Source organism: Variovorax sp. Root434 (genome assembly GCF_001426595.1).
Lineage (GTDB): Bacteria > Pseudomonadota > Gammaproteobacteria > Burkholderiales > Burkholderiaceae_C > Variovorax.
Map to the genome: position 1 here is coordinate 154,418 of NZ_LMEK01000022.1, position 16,711 is coordinate 171,128.

Consider the following 16,711-nt stretch of genomic DNA (forward strand, 5'->3'; position numbering starts at 1 on the left):
CGAAACAGACCGGGACTCGGACCCGGGACCTTCATGGCCAAGACCATGACGCTCTTACCTGTAAACCCACCTGCATTCACCTCGAAACAAAAAAGCAGCGACAAGAGTCGGCGAAACGTCGTGCTCTAACCACTGAGCTACGGTCTTTCGACCGGCGGGATTCGAACCCGCGACCACGAGATTAAGACTCTGTAGTTCCACCAGCATTCGCTGAAAAAAAACAGTGCGACAAGGATGACAAGACATAGGCCACGCCAGCACGCTGGCGCTGGGATTCGAACCCCGGCCGTGCCGGATGTAGTCCTGCTTGCATTCGCACTTCAACTTCGCGTCCCCGTCCGGCGACTAACGATCGATGTGAGGAGAACATGGTTGGATGTACTCACATCTGCATTCGCCGGACGACGACATCAATTCGATCGGCGGGGAGCGCCGCGAGCAAGACCCGCGACGCCCTCGCACTCTCAGACCGAGGTTTCCTCGATCACACCCACCCAATGGTCGGCGCCCAGGCCGCCCGCGGCATACACCGCCAGCAGCTTGAACACTTCGTCGCTGAAGCCACCGATGTTCAGCACATCGTCACGCTCCTGCGCCTGAGTGGTCGCATAAGGCTGGATGTCGATGCACACCATCCGCGCCTTCGGGTTGCGCTTCTTGAACGCTGCCCATTCCTGCATGGTTGCGGTACCGCGGCCACGTGCAGGGTCGGCCCACGACTCGTTGTCCGACACCAGCACCACCAGATCGGCATGCGCTTTCTCGCGGTTCAGCAACGCCAGCGGCGCGCTGCACGAGGTACCGCCGCCGCCCACCGCCGCCAGCTTGGCCGCGTTGGTCATCACCGAATCGCGAGGATTCAGTTGCAGCGAAACCACCTTCGTCTCGAAAGGCAGCACACGCGCATCCGCATTGCGGCGCAGCACAGCAGCAGCCACCAGCGCGGCCACGTCGATGCATCGCACCGTCGTGGTAGCCGAACCGCGGTGACCCGTCACCGGCGAGCTCATCGAGCCCGACACGTCCGGACACACCACCACGCGGCCCTCGAACTGCGGCACATTGGCCAGCGCGAGTTCCATCGCGTCTTGCAGCGCCTCCTTCACCACATGCGGCACATCGGCACCGGCGGCCTTCCAAGCGGCCATCAGCTGGTACGGCAGCACGCGAGCCTTTGCCACCGCCAGCGGATCGCGCAGCTTGGCGGCCACCGCTTCGGCGAGGCCGGGCAATGCGAACACGCCGTGACGAGCGAAGGTGTTCAGGTTCTGACGCACCATCTGCCACGAACCACGCTGCGCGATCTGCGCCCAGGCCTGCGTATTCAGTTCCAGCGCGGTCAGCATCTGGAAGGGCACGTCGGGCACATCCTGCGTACGATCGCGCTTGAAGCGTTCGAAGGCCTGCGTGACCGGAGGCAGCGCCTCCAATGCATACGGACGATCGATCAGCCATGCGAACCACGCGGCACGCCAGGCTTCGGCGGGCTTCGGGTGAACCATCTTCACCACGTCGGCCAGCGACGGCGTGTTGCCCACGGCAGCGTTCAGCAGGTGCGCTTCGGTCGCTTCGAGCAGCCATTGCTGCACCAGCTTCTTCGGACGCGTACCGAGCGACTTCCGGCCCACCGCGCCGGAACGCAGCATCTGCACGAAGTTGCGCAGCATCTTGCCGTTGTCGACCACGCGGCCAAACACCTTAGCCAGCAGCGATACATCGCGCACCGCCAGCGTGGCGGCCAGCAGTGCCGGCATGTCCTTCATGTGGCCTGCGCGGCGGGCGTACACGGCCGTCTTGGCCACGAACAGCGGATCGACTTCTCGGGCCAGGGCCAGCACGGCGTCGAGCTGATCCTGAGCCTGCGCGTAGAACGTGTTGTTCAGGCAACCGGTGGCCGCGAGCTGCGCCAGACGGTGCTTGGGCGACAGCGCATAGGCGGCGCCACCGGCTTCGTTGCGGACATCGGCAGCGGGTTGCAGGGCACCGCGCAGCGTCTGGAAGAGTTGAAGGTTGGCCATGTGACTTCTCCTTGTTCGGTTCTTTTGTTCGGTTGTCTTCTTGAGTTGTGATCCTTATTGCAACGGGTGTGCCAGCGCACTCGCCCTCGACGAATCAATCTTTCAAGCTGTTGATTTGATTGAAATTTTTCCACTTTCGAACATCCGAGCGTGGCAAACCGTCCTCTGGCTCACATTCATTTCTTATAATTTTGGATAGCTATTTATCCAATTAATGAAGAAACCCATCGTCGTCATCGGCTTCCTCGGCACCCAGCTCGACGCCGGCCAAGGCGCGGGCCGCTGGAACAAGTGGCGCCCCACGGTCTCGCTCGCACAGCACGAGGACATGGTCGTCGCGCGCATGGAGCTGCTCTACACACTGCGGCACAAGGCGCTGGCCGAGGTGGTGAAGGCCGACATCGCCACCGTGTCGCCCGAGACCACGGTCAATCTCGTGCCGATCGATCTCGAGGACCCGTGGGACTTCGGCGAGGTCTACACGCGCCTGTACGACTGGGCGCGCGGCTATCCCTTCGACACCGAGCGCGAGCAGTATTGGACGCACATCACCACCGGCACGCACGTCGCGCAGATCTGCATGTTCCTGCTGTCCGAATCGCGCGTGGTGCCCGGCGTGCTGGCGCAGACCTCGCCGCCGAAGAAGCAGCGCGAAGGCGAGGCCGGCAAGTGCACGCTGATCGACCTCGACCTCTCGCGCTACGACGCGATCGCGCGGCGCTTCGATGCGGAGCAGCGCGATGCGGTCGCGTTCCTGAAGAGCGGGATCGCCACGCGCAATGCGCGCTTCAATGCGCTGATCGACGAGATCGAGCGCGTGGCCGTGCGCTCGCGCGCGCCCATCCTGCTGGTCGGGCCCACCGGTGCGGGCAAGTCGTTCCTGGCGCGGCGCATGTTCGAGCTGAAGCAGGCGCGGCACCAGATGACGGGGCCGTTCGTCGAAGTGAACTGCGCGACGCTGCGCGGCGACGGCGCGGCCTCCACGCTGTTCGGTCACAAGAAGGGCTCATTCACCGGCGCCGCGGCCGACCGCGCGGGCCTGCTGCGCACCGCGCACCAGGGCGTCCTCTTCCTCGACGAGATCGGTGAGCTCGGGCCCGACGAGCAGGCAATGCTGCTGAAGGCGATCGAGGAGAAGCGCTTCTTCCCCGTGGGTGCCGACAAGGAAGTGGAAAGCGACTTCCAGCTGATCGCCGGCACCAACCGCGACCTGCGCAGCGACGTGGCCGAGGGGCGCTTCCGCGAAGACCTGTTCGCACGCATCAACCTCTGGACCTACGACCTGCCGGGCCTCGCGCAGCGACCCGAAGACATCGAGCCCAACGTCGACCACCTGCTGGCCATTCACGCGGCGGAGAACCATCGCGTGGTGCGCTTCAACGCCGAGGCGCGCGCGGCCTATCTGCGCTTTGCGCAGAGCGGCGAGGCGATCTGGAGCGGCAACTTCCGCGATCTCTCCGCGAGCGTGACGCGGCTGGCGACGCTCGCCGATGGCGGACGCATTCCGGTGGCGCTGGTCGAGGCGGAGATTGCCCGGCTGCGGTGGCTGTGGAAGCATGCCGGTGCCGCTGCACCTGCCGAGGGCAGCGGCGTCGACCTGGACGCCCTGCTCGGCGAGGAACGCAGCGCCGCGCTCGATCTGTTCGATCGGCTCCAGCTCGAGGCGGTGATGCGCGTATGCCGGCAGTCGCGCAGCCTGTCGGATGCGGGCCGCCAGCTGTTCCAGGCCTCACGCGCGCAGCGCAGCGTGGTGAACGACGCGGACAGGCTGCGCAAGTACCTCGCCAAGCATGGGCTCGAGTGGGGCCGGATCGCCGACGCCTGAGCTATCCTCCGCCGCGATGGCCATCTCTGCATTCGCCGTGAAAGTCCCCGCCGCCGAGCCTCTCGTCGAGGACTTGCGCCGCCGCTACGACGCGACCGCCGCACTGGGTGTGCCGGCGCACGTCACGGTGCTCGTTCCTTTCATGGACCCTGCGCTGATCACACCCGAAGTGCTGGAGCACGCGCGGCAGGCTCTGAATCGGACGCCTTCGTTTGCCTTCTCCCTGGGCAAGGTCGGGCGCTTTCCCGAAACCGCGTACCTCGCACCGGAGCCGGCTGCGCCCTTCATCGAAATGACACTGGCGCTCGCGGATGCATTTCCCGATTTCCCGCCGTATGGCGGCGAGCACGAAGGTGTCATTCCGCATCTGTCGGTGGCGCACGGCAACGCGCTCGATGCGGATGCGGCGGCTGCCGAATTGGAGGCACGCCTTCTCGCATCGGGCGCCGTGCATGCGAACTGCACCGAAGTCACGCTGATCGAAAACTCGTCGGGGCGCTGGCAGGACATGCACGTCTTCCGACTGCCCAAAGCACCGGTACCCATGCGCAACGTCCTCTTCATCTGTAGCCGCAACCAGTGGCGCAGCCCGACCGCAGAACGCATCTGGCGCAAGCACCCGCTGATCTCCGCGCGCTCCGCCGGCACCAGCCCGAATGCGCGGCATACAGTTTCCGTCGACGACATCGAATGGGCCGACGTCATCCTCGTGATGGAAGAAAAACACAAGTCGCGGCTGGTGGCCGAGTTCACGCGGATGCTCGAAGGCAAGCCGATCCACGTGCTCGACATTCCCGACGACTACAAGTACATGGACCCGGATCTGGTCGAGGAGCTCGAACGCTCGGTGGGGTCCATCCTTGAAATCGACTAGCACGCCATGTCAGAAATCTACATAAGCACGGACGTCGAATCCGACGGCCCCATTCCCGGGCCGAACTCGATGCTCAGCTTCGGCTCGGCCGCCTATACCGCCGACAAACAGCTCATCTCCACCTTCAGCGCGAACCTGCACACCCTGCCGGGCGCCGAGGCCGATCCGAAGACTGCCGCGTGGTGGAAGACCCAGCCCGAGGCCTGGGCTGCCTGCCGCATCGACCTGCAAGACCCGGCCCACGCCATGAAGAACTACGTGAGCTGGCTCAAGGGCCTGCCGGCGCGGCCGGTGTTCGTCGCCTACCCGGCGGGCTTCGACTTCCTGTTCGTCTACTGGTACCTGATGCGCTTCGCCGGCGAGAGCCCGTTCAGCCACTCGGCGCTCGACGTCAAGTCGTTCGCGATGGCGATGCTCGGGCTCGACTACCGCGAAAGCACCAAGCGCGCGATGCCGCGCCGCTGGTTCGACAAGCTGCCGCACACACACGTCGCGCTCGACGACGCCATCGAGCAGGGCGCCCTCTTCTGCAACATGCTTGCAGAAAATCGCGCGAACGCCTCGGGCAAACCGTCATGACGAACCACTCAGTCCGCCAATGGTGCAAGAGGCTGGCGCTGTGTGCGCTGCCGCTCATGCTGGCGGGCTGCGTCCAGTCGCTGTTCTATTACCCCGACAGCGTGCGCTACGAAACACCCGACGTGCTGGGCCTGCGCTACGAGAGCGTGCAGTTCGCCAGTGCCGACGGCACGCGCCTGAGCGGCTGGTTCCTGCCCGCGGAGAACCGCCAGAACCTGAAGGAAGCCAAGGGCACGGTGGTGCACTTCCATGGCAACGCGCAGAACATGAGCACACACTGGCGTTTCGTGGCCTGGCTGCCGAAGCAGGACTACAACGTGTTCGTATTCGACTACCGCGGCTACGGCCAGTCCGAAGGCAAGCCGGAGCCCAAGGGCGTGTTCGAGGACTCCCACGCCGCGCTGAACTATGTGCGCTCGCGCGGCGACCTCGACCCAGAGCGGCTGTTTCTCTTCGGGCAGAGCCTGGGCGGCACCAACGCGATCGCGGTGATGGGCTCGGGCAACAGGGCGGGCGTGAAAGCGGTGGCCGTCGAGTCGACCTTCTATTCCTATTCGTCGATTGCCAACGAAAAGCTCTGGGGCGCCGGCTTGCTCGTGAGCGACGAATACGCGGCATCGAAGTACGTGGCGGCGGTGTCGCCCGTTCCGCTGCTGCTGATCCACGGCACGGCCGACCAGGTGATTCCGCTCGCGCATTCGAAGCGCCTGCTGGCCGATGCGCGCGAGCCCCGTCGGCTGATCGAAGTGCCGGGCGCCAGCCACCTCGAACCGATGACGGCCCTGCGCTACGGCGCCGCCTACCGGAAGGCGCTGACCGCATTCTTCGAGGCCGCGCAACATCCGCTGCAGCAATGACAACCGCCATGAAGCACTTCGACGAAGCCGCCACCCGCGCACCCCTGGACTTCGAGCGGCTGGTGCCCGCGCTGCACGCGGCCTTCGTCGCCGGAGCGCAGGTGCCGCCGCGCCATGTGCACGGCATCGAGACCGCCTCGGGCGGCGGGAACAACGGCACGGTGCTCATCATGCCGGCGTGGAGCGATGCGGGCTTCCTGGGCATCAAGACCATCAACATCTTTCCGGGCAACAGCGCGCGCGGCCTGCCCGGGCTGCATGCGACCTATGTGCTGTACGACGCGCACACCGGCGTGCCGCTGGCGATGATGGACGGCAATGAGATCACCGCGCGCCGCACGGCGGCCGCCTCGGCGCTTGGCGCGTCGTTCCTGGCCCGCCGGGACGCGCGCCGGTTGCTGGTGTTGGGCACAGGCCGCATCGCGCGCATGCTTCCCGCCGCGCATGCCAGCGTGCGGCCCATCGATGAGCTGTGGGTGTGGAACCACCGGGCCGAAGGCGCCGAGACGCTGGCCGCGCAGTGGCGCGCCGAGGGCTGGAACGCGCAAGCCGCCACCGACCTGGAAGGGGCAGTGCGCCAGGCCGACATCGTGAGTTGCGCCACGCTGGCCACCGCGCCATTGGTGCGCGGCGAATGGCTGGCACCGGGCTCGCACCTGGACCTGATCGGCAGTTTCACGCCGGCCATGCGCGAGGCCGATGCGCAGTGCTTCGCGGGGGCCCGCACCTTTGTCGACACCGACGAGGCGCTGCAGAAATCCGGCGACCTGCTCGACGCGATCGCCGCCGGCACGCTGCGGGCGGAAGACGTCGGCGGCACCCTCGCCGCCCTTTGCCGCACAGAGCGCCCGGGCCGCTCCGGCGGCGAGGAACGCACCGTGTTCAAGGCCGTCGGAAGCGCGTTGGAAGACCTGGCCGCCGCCACCCTGGTGTGGCAATCGAGAGACATGGCCTAAGCCTTATGGCTTAGTCTTCGGCGAAAAAACCTCCGTCAGGGCGGATTTTTCCAACATCCAGATACGCCTTGTAGCCAATAGTAAATATTGTGCATTGGGGCTATCTTGCTCCTGAACTACCGACGGGGGCCCACATGCTCAGCACCCAACACAAAGCCAACATCCTCCGCAAGGCCGGCTACGCCGTGCCGGCCGAGCCGGGGAGTGCCGACTGCATCCACCAGACGGCCCAATGCTGGGAGAAGGCGATCGACACGCTCTACGTGTCGTACTCCGCCAGGCGCGCCGCCAAGAGCTTGCGGGACGCGGAGGAGGCGCGGATGCTGGCGCTTCTGCAGCGGCGCTCGGCCAAGGCCTGGGCCTGACGGCCCAGCCAGGCACCCGCTCAGCTTCAGGGCTTCTTCTGCTTTTCCGGCGCGTCGTTGCTGCCGCCGCGCGAGAGCTGACCCGCCTTCATCGCTTCGCGGTTCGCCGCGCGACGCTTGGCCGCCGCGGCGCGGCGCTCTTCCCTCGACATCTTCGGCGCGGTCGTCGGGCGGACCTCGCCTTCCTGCATCTGCGGTCCGCGTGCGGCAGCGGCGCCGTCCGCGCGGCGTTCCTTGCGGGCCTCGGCGCGTTCCGCCTTGGTGGTGGGCGCCGTGGGCCGCGCCTTGCCCTGCGCCGGGTCGACTTCGCCGGAAGACTGGGCGGACGCCACCTGCACGACCATCATCTGAGCCAGGGCCAGGCAAACCGGCACAAGCATATTTTTCATAGCGACGACCTTTCAACACCCGCGAAGGCGCGGGGCCGGGGCATTGTGGTCAGGGTCCGAGGCTGTGTCCACACCGGCAACCCGCATGCCGATGGAGCCTCGGCCCGCGCACTGGCGGTCGCTCAGGTAGGCGAGAACCAGCCTGACGAGTTCGGTCTTCATCGCGGGAGTCTCCAGGTCACCACGCCGTGCTGCTGCATGAACCGCCCCTTCGACCGCGGACGAGAGCATGCGGGCCGCGACCTCGGTATCGGCGCTTTCTCCCGGTCCCTGGCTTTCGGCGACAAGGGCCCGGTAGCGCCGCTGGTATTGCGCCTCGAACTCGGGGTAGCTCGAACGCGCGGCGAGCGGCACCTCGCCCATCAGCACGCGGTGCAGCGCCTGGTCGACCGAGTGGGCTGCGATGACGCCATCGACGAAGCGCTCCACCCGGCGCGGCAGCATGGCCACTGCATCGCCCTCTTGCTCGCCTTCATCGTCGGCGCCGGACAGCGCCACGAGCACTTCGTCGAGGTGGCGCTGCCGGATCGCCTCGGCGATGGCCAGCTTGTCCGGGAAGTACTGATAGAGCGAGCCGACGCTGACACCGGCCACCGCCGCGATCTCGTTGGTGGTGAACCGCGCCCATCCGCGGCCCGCCAGAACGCGAGTTGCGGCCTCGACGATCGCGTCCACCGTGACGCGCGAACGCTGCTGGCGCGGTGCTTTGCGCATGGTCCGGCGCTGCGGGGGAATGCGAGTACCCAAGTTCGAGGCTCCATTCAAGAATAGGACCGCACGCAACGCGTGCATTCAACCGTTCAAGGGGAGATTGTGATGAGTACGCAGACGCTTCTGGCTTCGCTGTTCCGGTACAAGGCCTGGGCCGACGAAGGGCTCCTGGCAGGTCTCGCAGGCCTGGCCGCGAAGGGCCCGGCCGACGAGTACCGCTGCGCGATGCGCGTGTTCAACCACGCCTGCATCGTCGACCGCATCTTCGTTGCGAATCTCCAGCGCAAGGCGCACGCATACACGGCGACAGGCTCGCGCGAGCCACCAGCCCTGGAAGCGCTGGCCGAATCGGTCAGGGAAACGGACCGCTGGTACGTCGACTACGTCGCGCGCCTGAGTCCAGAGGAGCTTGCGGAAAGCATCGAGTTCACGTTCACCGACGGCAGCCCGGGCCGCATGTCGCGCGAGGAGATGCTGGGCCACGTGGTGGCCCATGGCGGCTATCACCGGGGCGAGGTCGGCCAGATCATGACCCGGCTCACGGGATCGTCGCCGCCCGATACCTTCACCGGCTATCTGCACCAGGCCGAGCCCGCGCGCCGCGAGCGGAACGCGTAACGGCGCGGGATCGGGGCATTGCGTCCGCGGTGGGGTTGCCGGTCAGACGCGTTCGAGAATCACCGCAATGCCCTGCCCCACGCCGATGCACATCGTGCACAGCGCATAGCGGCCGCCGCCCTTGTGCAGCTGGTTGACTGCAGTGGTGGCCAGGCGCGCACCGCTGGCGCCCAGCGGATGGCCCAGCGCGATCGCGCCGCCGTTGATGTTGACGCGCGCGTCGTCGTCCTTCAGGCCCAGCAGGCGCAGCACGGCAAGGCCTTGTGCAGCAAAAGCTTCGTTGAGTTCGATGACGTCGATCTGGTCGATGGTGAGGCCGGTCAGCGCCAGCACTTTCTGCGTAGCGGGCGCGGGGCCGATGCCCATGACGCGCGGCGCAACGCCGGCGGTGGCCATGCCGACCACGCGGGCGCGCGGCGTGAGGCCGTGCCTGGCGGCGCTGGCTTCGTCGGCCAGCAGCAGCGCGCAGGCGCCGTCGTTCACGCCGCTGGCGTTGCCGGCGGTGACGGTGCCGTCGGGGCGCACCACGCCCTTGAGCTTGGCGAGCGATTCGAGGCTGGTCTCGCGCGGATGCTCGTCCTTGTTGACGATGATCGCGTCGCCCTTCTTCTGCGGCACGGTCACGGGCACGATCTCGGCGTCGAAGAAGCCGGACTTCTGCGAGGCCACGGCGCGCAGCTGCGAGTTCAGCGCCATCAGGTCCTGCGCCTCGCGCTCGATCTTGTAGTCGGTGGCCACGTTCTCGGCCGTCTCGGGCATCGAGTCGACACCGTACTGCGCCTTCATGAGCTTGTTGACGAAGCGCCAGCCGATGGTGGTGTCGTACACCGCGTTGTTGCGGCTGAAGGCGCTCTCGGCCTTGGGCATGACGAAGGGCGCGCGGCTCATGCTTTCCACGCCGCCGGCGATCATCAGGCCGGCTTCACCGGCGCGGATGGCGCGTGCCGCCGTGCCCACGGCATCGAGGCCCGAGCCGCACAGGCGGTTGATGGTGCCGCCGCCGATTTCGAGCGGCAGGCCCGCCAGCAGCGCCGACATGCGCGCGACGTTGCGGTTGTCTTCGCCGGCCTGGTTGGCGCAGCCGTAGAGCACGTCGCTCACGGCTTGCCAGTCGACGTTCTTGTTGCGTTCCATCAGCGCGCGCAGGGGCACGGCGCCGAGGTTGTCGGCACGCACGCTGCTGAGCGAGCCGCCGTAGCGGCCGAAGGGGGTGCGGACTGCGTCGCAGATGAAGGCTTGGTTGGTCATGGTCTGTCTCTTTTGGAAGGATGTTGATTCGGGTACCGGAAGTCCGCCTTACGCGGCGATCGGCAAGCCCACGAGCTTCTCGAGTTCCTCGCGGCTCAGGCCATCGACCAGGTCGACGAGCTTCAGGCCCTCGGGCGTGCATTCGAGCGTGGCCAGATCGGAGTACACGCGCTTGACGCAGCCGATGCCGGTCAGCGGATAGGTGCACTCCTTCACCAGCTTGCTCGCGCCCTGCTTCGTGAGCAGGTCCATCATGACCCAGGTCTGCTTGGCGCCGATGGCCAAGTCCATCGCGCCGCCCACCGCGGGAATGGCGTCTTTCTCGCCGGTGTGCCAGTTGGCGAGGTCGCCGGTGGCCGACACCTGGAAGGCGCCGAGCACGCAGATGTCGAGGTGGCCGCCGCGCATCATCGCGAAGCTGTCGGAGTGGTGGAAGAACGAGCCGCCCGGCAGCAGCGTGACGGGCTGCTTGCCGGCGTTGATGAGGTCGTAGTCTTCCTCGCCGGCCTCGGGCGCAGGGCCCATGCCGAGGATGCCGTTCTCGCTCTGCAGGATGACCTCGCGGCCCTGGGGCAGGTGATTGGCCACCAGCGTGGGCTGGCCGATGCCGAGGTTGACGACGGCGCCGTCGAAGATGTCTTGTGCCACTCGCGCTGCGAGCTGGTCCTTGGTGCGACGTGTGTAGCTCATGGTCATGCTGCCTTCTTGAAGCCGCCGGCCTGCGTGGCCACGCGTTCGATGCGCACCACCTGGTGCACGAAGATGCCCGGGGTCACGATGGTCTCCGGGTCGAGGGTGCCGAGTTCGGCGATGTCGTGCACGGTGGCGATGGTCTTCGTCGAGGCCATGGCCATCACCGGGCCGAAGTTGCGCGCGGCCTTGCGGTAGACCAGGTTGCCCCAGCGGTCGCCGCGCTCGGCCTTGATGAGCGCCACGTCGCCGTGGATGGGGTACTCGAGCACGTACTGCACGCCGTCGATCTCGCGGGTTTCGCGGTTGCCGGCCAGCTGCGTGCCGTAGCCGGTGGGGCAGAAAAAGGCACCAATGCCGGCGCCCGCGGCGCGGATGCGCTCGGCGAGGTTGCCCTGGGGCACGAGCTCGAGCTCGAGCTTGCCGCTGCGGTACAGGCCGTCGAACACCTGGCTGTCGGCCTGGCGCGGGAAGCTGCAGATGATCTTGCGCACGCGCCCGGCCTTGAGCAGCGCCGCGAGGCCGGTCTCGCCGTTGCCGGCGTTGTTGTTGACGACGGTGAGGTCCTTGGCGCCCTGTTCGACGAGGCCCTCGATGAGTTCGTTGGGAATGCCGGCGGTGCCGAAACCGCCGATGAGAACCGTGGCGCCGTCTTGGATGCCTGCCAGGGCATCGGCGACCGAGCGCGCGATCTTGTTGATCATGAAGCTTGTCTCCGGGAGTGAGGAAAGAAACCGAACCACCTGAACACGCCGATCGATTCTGCGAACCGCCGATTTGTTCGTCTAAAGAACATTTGTTCGTATAATGAATTCTAAAGAGGATCGACCACCATGGCAACCCACCCCGCACAAACCGACACACCCGCGCCCGGCGACAGCTACGTCCAGTCTTTTGCGCGGGGGCTGCAGGTGATCCGTTCATTCAGCGCGAAAGCGCCGCACCAGACGCTCAGCGAGGTGGCGGCCGGCAGCGGGCTCACGCGCGCGGGGGCGCGGCGCATCCTGCTCACGCTGCAGACGCTGGGCTACGTGGTGACGGACGGCAAGCTCTTCACACTCACGCCGCGCATCCTCGACCTCGGCTTCGCGTACCTGTCGTCGATGCCGATCTGGAACCGCGCCGAGCCGGTGATGGAGGCGCTGGTGCAGCAGGTGCAGGAGTCATGCTCGGCCGCCGTGCTCGATGCGACGGACATCGTCTACGTGCTGCGCGTGCCCACGCAGAAGATCATGCGCATCAGCCTGGGCGTGGGCTCGCGCCTGCCGGCCTACTGCACGTCGCTGGGCCGGCTGCTGCTGGCCGACCTGGAAGACGACGAGGTGCGCGCACGGCTCGAAGCCTCCGACATCCAGGCGCTGACCAAGCACACGGTGACCGACATCGACGTGCTCATGGCCAAGGTAGCGCAGGCGCGCAAACAGCAGTGGTGCCTGGTGAACCAGGAACTGGAAGAAGGCCTGATCTCGGTGGCCGCCCCCATCGTCGACCGGCACGGCCGCATGGTGGCCGCGCTCAACATCAGCGGGCAGGCGAACCGCACCAGCGCGAAGGTGATGCAGGAGACGATGCTGCCGGCCCTGGTCGATGCCGCGAAGAAAGTCTCGCAGCTTCTTTAGGCAACCGCACGCAGCCGTTGGCCCTTTCCAGGAACACCGCGGAAGCGGCTTCGCCGGGCCGCTGGTGTTGCCCCCGGTAGGGGGTGGGAGAAGCGACACGAAGTGCGCGAAGCCTGGGGCGAGCTCAGCCCTCCGAGTGAATGCCCTTCATGATGATCACGCCGCCCAGGCGCGTGGTGTCGGCGCGCATGCGCTTGGCCAGCGTGTCGGGCGAACCGGGCTGCGCCTGCCAGCCGGTCTTGAGCAGGGCCTGGCTCACATCGGGCGAGCTGATCACCTCGACCAGCGCCGCGTTGAGCTTGGTGACGGCCGCGGGCTTCATGCCCGCGGGCGCGGCCAGCGCGGTCCAGATCTCGAGGTCGGCGCCGCGCACGTCGGCGTCGCGGATGCTGGGCAGTTCGCCGGCCAGCGGACTGCGCTCGGGCGAGGTCACGCCGATGGCCTTCACCTTGCCCGACTTGATGTGCGGCAAGGCCAGGCCGGGCGGCAGCAGCGCCAGTTGGATCTCGTTGGCCAGCAGGCCCGCAATGACCTGCGGGTTGCCGGTGTAGGGCTTGTGCTGCGCCGTGATGGCGGCGCGGCTCTTCAGCAGCTCCATGCCCAGGTGGCCCACCGTGCCCACGCCCGGCGTGCCGTACCTGGCGCCGGTGCCGAGGTTGCGCACCCACAGCAGTTGTTCGGCCGCAGTCTTGCCCGAGGCACTGCCCGACACCACGAGCACCAGCGGTGCGGTGCCGATGAGGCCGATCGGCGCGAAGTCTTTCTCGGGGTCGAAAGGCAGCGACGGATTGAGCAGCTTCGCGATGGTGAGGTTGCCGTTGATCAGCGCGCCGACGGTGTGGTCATCGGTGGCCTTGGCCACCAGGTCGGCCACGGTGTTGCCGCTGGCGCCGGGCTTGTTCTCGACCACCACCGGCTGGCGCAGGATCTTCGACAGGGGTTCGGCGATGGCGCGGGCCGCGAGGTCGGGCGAGGCGCCGGCGGGAAAGCCCACGAGGATGTGCACGGGCTTGGTCGGCCAGGCGGCTTCGCCGGCGGGAGCGGTGCGTTGGGCCCACGAAGCTTTCGCGAAGAACGAGGCGGCAACGGCTGCCGCGCCGCCTTCGAGCAAGCGGCGTTTGGTGATTGTCAAGGTGACTCCAGAGAGAGTGAAAACCAGGAAATGCGGAACGCCGGCTGAACGCCAGCTGACCATCGCACTTACAACACGTTACATGAGCAAACTGTGTTGCGCAAGTCCCAACGGACACGACGCTGGGGTTTTCACATCGGATGGCGTCTATCGCGCGGGCTTGCCAGGCGCGTGCAGCAGCTTGCGCTGCGTGGGAAACAGCGACCAGCCCCAGCGCTGCTGCGCGTAGCCCCAGAGTCCCTGCTTGAAGAATAGGGTCACGAGAATGGCCATCAGGCCGAGTCCGAGCAGATACCACGTGCCGTAGTCGCTCAGGAACTTATTGAGCGCCCAGAAGATGAGCGCTCCCACCAGCGGCCCTTCGATGCGGCCGATGCCGCCGATCACCACCATGAAGATGGCGAAGGCAGTCCAGTTGACACTGAAGGCGGCATCGGGGCTGATGCGCAGGTTGCCCACGAAGTACAGCGCCCCCGCGAGGCCCGCGCCGAAGGCCGCGACCACGTACACCGCGAGCTTCATGCGCGCGACCGGAATGCCCTGCGACTCGGCCGCGACTTCGTTGTCGCGGATCGCCAGCAGCGCCAGCCCGCGCTTGCTGCGCAGGAACAGATACACCAGCGCGACCGCCGCAACCACGCAGGCCAGCGCCATCCAGTAGGTGGTGCTTTCGCGTGTCGCCTTGTCGATGCCGCGCAGCGCGGTGAGCGTGGTGCCCGAGCCGCCACCCACCGCCGACACGTTGGCGAAGCTCAACCGGAACACCTCCGCGATGACCCAGGTGCCGATGGCGAAGTAGCCGCCCGCAAGCCGGAACGCGACGAAGGACACGGGTATCGCCACAAGCCCCGCCGCCAGCGCCCCCAGCGGTATCGCCACGAAGGGATTGACGCCCGCGAAGTTGCCGAGCATCAGCATCACGTAGCCGCCGAAACCGAAGAAGGCCTGCTGCCCGATGCTCACCATGCCGCCGTAGCCCGCGAGCAGGTTCCACATCATCGCGAAGATGAAGTAGCAGGCGATCTCGACGAACTCGCGCATCCAGCTCGACTCGCCCCACCACGGTAGGCTGGCGGCGACGAGCACGAGGGCGATGCCGGTGAAGAGTGCGGCTCGGCTCGCGGCGGTGGCGCGCGCGACGGCAATGAGGGGTGGGGGCATGTTCGTCATCTGCTTCATCCACGTGTCTTGGGGAAAAGGCCTTGCGGCCGCAGCACCAGCACGATCAGGAACACGATGTGCCCGAACCAGATGCCCCAGCCCGGATCGAGCCGGAAGCCGATCTGCTGCGTGACGCCGAGGATCATCGCGCCCGCCAGCGTGCCCCAGAAGGAGCCCATACCGCCGATGATCACGGCCTCGAACGCGAAGAGCAGCAGCAGCGGACCGTCCGAAGGAGAAACCGTGGTGCGCATGCCCTGCAGCGCACCTGCGATGGCGATGAGCACGAAGGCAATCGCCGTTGCCAGCGCATAGACCTTCTTCGCATTGAGCCCCATGAGTTCCGCGATCTCGCGGTCGTCGGACACGGCGCGAAACGACCGACCCAGCGCCGTGCGCGCGAACAGCCACTGCAGCGCCCCCGTCGCACCGACCGCGATGGCCAGCACGATCAGCGGCAGCACGCCCAGCGACATTGCATCGCCCAACGCGATGCCCTGCGTATTGAGCCCACCGGTCTCTATGGCGCGCGGATCGGCCGAGAACAGTTCGAGCAACAGGTTCTGGATGACGATCGACAAACCGAAGGTGACGACCAGCGAAGGCAGCGGGTCCTTCCCCAGCGTGCCGTTGAGCACGTAGCGCTGCAGCGCGTAGCCGAAGCCGAAGGCCACCGGCAGCACCGCGAGTGCGACCAGCCACGGCGCCGCATCCCCCGTCAGCGACACGCCCGCGATGACCGCGAACGCGCCGAGGATGATGAAGTCGCCCTGCGCCGTGTTGGTGAGCCGCATCACGCCGAACATCAGCGACTGGCCCAGCGCGAACAGCGTGTAGAGGCCGCCGAGCAGCACGCCCTGAACGAGGGTCTCAAGCATGGGCAGCCTCCACGCCGAAGTAGGCCTGCGAGATCTGCTCGCGCGTCAGGTCGGCGGAGTTGCCTTCGAGCGACACGCGACCTTCCTGGAAGCAGTAGATGCGCCGCGAGACCTGCCGCGCCATGGTCACGTCCTGCTCGACGATCACGACGGTCATGCCTTCCGCGGTGATGGCTGGCATGGCCGCGTAGATCTCGCGGATGACGATGGGCGCGAGGCCGAGCGACAGCTCGTCGCACAGCAGCACCTCGGGGTTGCTCATGAGCGCGCGGCCGAGCGCGACCATCTGCTGCTGGCCACCCGACAGCGAGGTGCCCGGCTGGTGGCGCTTTTCGGCGAGGATGGGGAACAGGGCGTAGAGGCGCGGCAGGTTCCACGGCCCCTTGCGCGCGGCGGTAGCGCCCATGAGCAGGTTCTCCTCGACGCTGAGGCTCGGAAACAGCCTGCGGCCTTCGGGGACCATGGCAAGGCCGCGGCGCACGATGTCGCCGGGAGCAAGGCCGCCGATGGGCTCGCCCTTGAAGCGGATCGCCTCACCGGGCGCGCGCACAAGGCCCGTCAGGCTCTTGAGGAAGGTCGACTTGCCGGCGCCGTTGGCGCCGATGATGGCGACGAGCTCGCCCTGGGTCAGCGAGAAGTCGATGCCGAAGAGGGCCTGGGCGTCGCCGTAGAAGGCTTCCAGCGCGCGAGTGGTAAGCAGAGCGTTCATGGTCTTTGCTCCCTCCCCCTCTGGGGGAGGGTTGGGGTGGGGGCAAGCGGCGTTGGAGTGGTGGCGCCGTCGTGCCCCCATC

Annotated in this window: 18 protein-coding genes and 1 pseudogene; 9 read left to right on the forward strand and 10 right to left on the reverse strand. The window is 66.9% G+C overall.

What is annotated here, in order from left to right:
• Nucleotides 1-464 precede the first annotated feature (464 nt).
• Nucleotides 465-2,018: a vWA domain-containing protein gene (locus ASD05_RS18255; RefSeq protein WP_056595265.1), complete on the reverse strand. Its 1,554-nt coding sequence runs from the start codon at nucleotides 2,016-2,018 to the stop codon at nucleotides 465-467.
• A gap of 214 nt (nucleotides 2,019-2,232) precedes the next feature.
• Between ASD05_RS18255 and rtcR the strand changes: the two genes are divergently transcribed.
• The 7 genes and pseudogenes from rtcR to ASD05_RS18290 all read left to right on the forward strand — a co-directional run bounded on the left by rtcR (nucleotide 2,233) and on the right by ASD05_RS18290 (nucleotide 7,474).
• Nucleotides 2,233-3,843, forward strand: a complete 1,611-nt coding sequence (rtcR, locus tag ASD05_RS18260; RefSeq protein WP_056595266.1) for an RNA repair transcriptional activator RtcR — start codon at nucleotides 2,233-2,235, stop codon at nucleotides 3,841-3,843.
• A gap of 16 nt (nucleotides 3,844-3,859) precedes the next feature.
• Nucleotides 3,860-4,324 (forward strand): annotated as a pseudogene (locus ASD05_RS30490) (2'-5' RNA ligase family protein); the annotation flags it as partial.
• Between the two features lie 63 nt (nucleotides 4,325-4,387).
• Nucleotides 4,388-4,717 carry a low molecular weight protein tyrosine phosphatase family protein gene (locus tag ASD05_RS30495; protein ID WP_056595865.1) on the forward strand — a complete coding sequence of 110 codons (330 nt, stop codon included), beginning with the start codon at nucleotides 4,388-4,390 and terminating at the stop codon, nucleotides 4,715-4,717.
• Nucleotides 4,718-4,723: 6 nt separating this feature from the next.
• Entirely contained in the window at nucleotides 4,724-5,296 is a 573-nt protein-coding gene (locus ASD05_RS18275; protein ID WP_056595269.1) for a hypothetical protein, read from the forward strand.
• Nucleotides 5,293-6,153 carry an alpha/beta hydrolase gene (locus tag ASD05_RS18280; protein ID WP_056595270.1) on the forward strand — a complete coding sequence of 287 codons (861 nt, stop codon included), beginning with the start codon at nucleotides 5,293-5,295 and terminating at the stop codon, nucleotides 6,151-6,153. Before ASD05_RS18275 ends, ASD05_RS18280 begins: the two co-directional genes overlap by 4 nt.
• 8 nt (nucleotides 6,154-6,161) lie before the next feature.
• Nucleotides 6,162-7,109: an ornithine cyclodeaminase family protein gene (locus ASD05_RS18285; protein WP_056595868.1), complete on the forward strand. Its 948-nt coding sequence runs from the start codon at nucleotides 6,162-6,164 to the stop codon at nucleotides 7,107-7,109.
• A gap of 134 nt (nucleotides 7,110-7,243) precedes the next feature.
• Nucleotides 7,244-7,474: a hypothetical protein gene (locus ASD05_RS18290; RefSeq protein WP_056595272.1), complete on the forward strand. Its 231-nt coding sequence runs from the start codon at nucleotides 7,244-7,246 to the stop codon at nucleotides 7,472-7,474.
• Nucleotides 7,475-7,500: 26 nt separating this feature from the next.
• Here ASD05_RS18290 and ASD05_RS18295 read toward each other — a convergent pair whose 3' ends face one another.
• Both ASD05_RS18295 and ASD05_RS18300 read right to left on the reverse strand, forming a co-directional pair.
• Nucleotides 7,501-7,863 (reverse strand): hypothetical protein, encoded by a 363-nt coding sequence (locus tag ASD05_RS18295; protein ID WP_056595274.1) that lies wholly within the window; start codon nucleotides 7,861-7,863, stop codon nucleotides 7,501-7,503.
• Nucleotides 7,864-7,875: 12 nt separating this feature from the next.
• Nucleotides 7,876-8,577, reverse strand: a complete 702-nt coding sequence (locus ASD05_RS18300) for a TetR/AcrR family transcriptional regulator (protein ID WP_056595276.1) — start codon at nucleotides 8,575-8,577, stop codon at nucleotides 7,876-7,878.
• Nucleotides 8,578-8,679: 102 nt separating this feature from the next.
• Between ASD05_RS18300 and ASD05_RS18305 the strand changes: the two genes are divergently transcribed.
• Nucleotides 8,680-9,192 (forward strand): DinB family protein, encoded by a 513-nt coding sequence (locus tag ASD05_RS18305; protein WP_056595279.1) that lies wholly within the window; start codon nucleotides 8,680-8,682, stop codon nucleotides 9,190-9,192.
• A 42-nt stretch (nucleotides 9,193-9,234) separates the two neighbouring features.
• Here the strand turns inward: ASD05_RS18305 and pcaF are convergent, their stop codons facing one another.
• From pcaF to ASD05_RS18320, 3 genes are read right to left on the reverse strand one after another with little or no spacing between them, the layout of a single operon-like run.
• Nucleotides 9,235-10,440, reverse strand: coding sequence for a 3-oxoadipyl-CoA thiolase (gene pcaF, locus ASD05_RS18310; protein ID WP_056595280.1), 1,206 nt, complete (start codon nucleotides 10,438-10,440; stop codon nucleotides 9,235-9,237).
• A gap of 48 nt (nucleotides 10,441-10,488) precedes the next feature.
• Nucleotides 10,489-11,136 carry a 3-oxoacid CoA-transferase subunit B gene (locus tag ASD05_RS18315; RefSeq protein ID WP_007836208.1) on the reverse strand — a complete coding sequence of 216 codons (648 nt, stop codon included), beginning with the start codon at nucleotides 11,134-11,136 and terminating at the stop codon, nucleotides 10,489-10,491.
• Nucleotides 11,133-11,834 (reverse strand): 3-oxoacid CoA-transferase subunit A, encoded by a 702-nt coding sequence (locus tag ASD05_RS18320; RefSeq protein WP_056520167.1) that lies wholly within the window; start codon nucleotides 11,832-11,834, stop codon nucleotides 11,133-11,135. Before ASD05_RS18320 ends, ASD05_RS18315 begins: the two co-directional genes overlap by 4 nt.
• 129 nt (nucleotides 11,835-11,963) lie before the next feature.
• Here ASD05_RS18320 and ASD05_RS18325 point away from each other — a divergent pair, with 129 nt between their 5' ends.
• Nucleotides 11,964-12,749, forward strand: coding sequence for an IclR family transcriptional regulator domain-containing protein (locus tag ASD05_RS18325; RefSeq protein WP_056595281.1), 786 nt, complete (start codon nucleotides 11,964-11,966; stop codon nucleotides 12,747-12,749).
• A 124-nt stretch (nucleotides 12,750-12,873) separates the two neighbouring features.
• Here ASD05_RS18325 and ASD05_RS18330 read toward each other — a convergent pair whose 3' ends face one another.
• The 4 genes from ASD05_RS18330 to ASD05_RS18345 all read right to left on the reverse strand — a co-directional run bounded on the left by ASD05_RS18330 (nucleotide 12,874) and on the right by ASD05_RS18345 (nucleotide 16,629).
• Nucleotides 12,874-13,881 (reverse strand): Bug family tripartite tricarboxylate transporter substrate binding protein, encoded by a 1,008-nt coding sequence (locus tag ASD05_RS18330; protein ID WP_056595282.1) that lies wholly within the window; start codon nucleotides 13,879-13,881, stop codon nucleotides 12,874-12,876.
• A 147-nt stretch (nucleotides 13,882-14,028) separates the two neighbouring features.
• A complete protein-coding gene (locus tag ASD05_RS18335) occupies nucleotides 14,029-15,042 on the reverse strand; it encodes a branched-chain amino acid ABC transporter permease (RefSeq protein ID WP_235508029.1) in 1,014 nt (337 codons plus the stop codon).
• A gap of 14 nt (nucleotides 15,043-15,056) precedes the next feature.
• Complete coding sequence (locus ASD05_RS18340; protein WP_056595285.1) at nucleotides 15,057-15,920, reverse strand: branched-chain amino acid ABC transporter permease; 864 nt, start codon at nucleotides 15,918-15,920, stop codon at nucleotides 15,057-15,059.
• Nucleotides 15,913-16,629: an ABC transporter ATP-binding protein gene (locus tag ASD05_RS18345; protein WP_056595287.1), complete on the reverse strand. Its 717-nt coding sequence runs from the start codon at nucleotides 16,627-16,629 to the stop codon at nucleotides 15,913-15,915. Before ASD05_RS18345 ends, ASD05_RS18340 begins: the two co-directional genes overlap by 8 nt.
• Between the last annotated feature and the right edge of the window lie 82 nt (nucleotides 16,630-16,711).